This is a genomic window from Bradyrhizobium sp. P2_E8 (assembly GCF_056403875.1).
Genome location: NZ_JBFUES010001185.1, coordinates 1 through 2,064, shown reverse-complemented (window position 1 = coordinate 2,064; position 2,064 = coordinate 1). Strand labels below are relative to the sequence as shown.

At 64.7% G+C, this 2,064-nt stretch carries 3 protein-coding genes; 1 reads left to right on the top strand and 2 read right to left on the bottom strand.

All coding sequences use genetic code 11. The features are described from left to right. Nucleotides 1–486: helix-turn-helix transcriptional regulator (locus AC1D00_RS38365; protein WP_477014257.1), on the top strand; the 486-nt coding region annotated here is incomplete at its 5' end. Nucleotides 487–583: 97 nt separating this feature from the next. Here AC1D00_RS38365 and map read toward each other — a convergent pair. Continuing rightward, nucleotides 584–1,402, bottom strand: coding sequence for a type I methionyl aminopeptidase (map, locus tag AC1D00_RS38360; RefSeq protein WP_027548020.1), 819 nt, complete (start codon nucleotides 1,400–1,402; stop codon nucleotides 584–586). A 107-nt stretch (nucleotides 1,403–1,509) separates the two neighbouring features. After that, nucleotides 1,510–2,064: mechanosensitive ion channel family protein (locus tag AC1D00_RS38355; protein WP_477014256.1), on the bottom strand; the 555-nt coding region annotated here is incomplete at its 5' end.

The following is a 2,064-nucleotide window of genomic DNA, read 5'->3' as shown; positions in this document are numbered from 1 at the left end:
GTCTTGAGCCGCCCGCGAAACGTGCTGACCGCCACCGATCCGCACGCAGCCCGCATCCTGCGGGACCTCCTGGTTGCCGCGAACGACGGCGACAGCGCGATCGGGGTTAGCGGAATCGCGGTGCCACTGCTGGAGCAGTCGGACCATGGCTGGTTTGCCCACGTGCTGCCGCTCACCTCGGGCGCCCGCCGTCGGGAAGGCAGGGTTCATTCGGCCGTGGCCGCTATCTTCGTTCGCAAGGTCTCGGCCTACGCACCGCCGCCGCTCGAAACGGTCGCCAGGCGCTACAAGCTCTCACCCGGCGAGGTTCGCGTTCTTCAGGCCATGATGAGTGTCACGGGCGTGTCGAAGACCGCCGCGGCGCTCGGGATCGCCGAAACCACGGTCAAAACCCACCTGCAACATCTGTTCGCCAAGACGGGCGTGCACCGCCAGGCCGACCTGGTGAAGCTGGTTGCGGCGCATGCGGATCCGTTTCGCTCCTGAATCGTTCCGCCTCGGCATCTGATGTGTCATCACGCGACGGCGCCGTCGGATGGCGGCGCGTGGTCGGCAAGCTCGAACGTCTTGATCGAGCCTGAAATCACCCGATCTGTTTCTCGCCGTGCCGCTCCGACAGCGTGAAGATCTCGACGCCGGTCGCGGTCACGCCGACGGAGTGCTCGAACTGCGCCGACAGCGAGCGGTCGCGGGTCACTGCGGTCCAGCCGTCGGAGAGGATCTTCACATGCGGCTTGCCGAGATTGATCATCGGCTCGATGGTGAAGAACATGCCGGGCTTGAGCTGAACGCCTTCGCCGGGCCGGCCGATATGGATGATGTTCGGCTCGTCGTGGAACATGCGGCCGAGACCATGGCCGCAGAAATCGCGCACCACGCTCATGCCTTGCGGCTCGACGAAACTCTGGATGGCGTGGCCAATGTCGCCGGTGGTGGCGCCGGGCTTCACCGCCGCGATGCCGCGCATCATGGCTTCATACGTCACCTCGATCAGCCGCTCGGCCTTGCGCGCGATCGGGCCGACCGCATACATCCGGCTGGAATCGCCGTACCAGCCGTCGACGATGAAGGTGACGTCGATGTTGACGATGTCGCCCTCTTTCAGCGGACGGTCGCCGGGCATGCCGTGGCAGACCACGTGGTTGAGCGAGGTGCAGGTCGAGTAGCGGTAGCCCCGATACATCAGCGTCGCCGGATAGGCGCCATGGCTGAAGGCGAAGTCGCGGACGAACTGGTCGATGCGCTCGGTCGGCACGCCCGGCCCGACGATGTCGGTGAGCTCGTCGAGGCACTTGGCCACCAGCGCGCCCGCCTTGCGCATGCCGGCAAAGGCGCTCGGCCCATGCAGCTTGATCTGTCCGGTCTTGCGCAGGGAGGTATCGGTGGCTTCGACGTAGCTCATGCGGGGCTGGTCTCGATGTCGGCGGAAGGGCTTGATTTCAGGGCCATAATCTAATGATCACGGGCCTTCATGCAAGTCGGGCGTGGCTCTTGCGCCCGAAACAGGGCCTAATTCGGGACTTCTACGGTGGTTTCCACCGGCAGGGCGCCGCCGCGGACGCGGATTTCGCGGACGGGATAGGGAACCCGGATGCCCTCGCGCTTGAAAGCCTCCCACAGCGCCAGCATCACGTCGCTTTTGACATTGTCCATGCCGTCGGGGTCGGCCAGCCAGAGGGTCAGCGAGAACTTCATCCCGGCCTCCGCGAATTCGGTCAGGATGCAGTTCGGTGGCTTGGCTTTCTGCGCGCGGGGATGGGCTATGGCCGTCTCGATGGCGAGCTTGCAGACCAGCTTGGGGTCGGCGTCGTAATTGGTGCCGAACGCGATCTTCACCAGCGTGTTCTTGTCGGTATAGGTCCAGTTGACGACCTTCTGCGTCACCAGATCCTCGTTGGGCACCAGGAACTCGCGGCCGTCGCCGGCGGCGACGGAAATATAACGCGTCTTCATCGCGCTGATGCGCCCGGTGTTGTCGCCGATGGTGACGAGATCGCCGGGCTTCACCGACTTGTCGGCGAGCAGGATGATCCCCGAGATGAAATTGGCCACGATCTTCTGCAG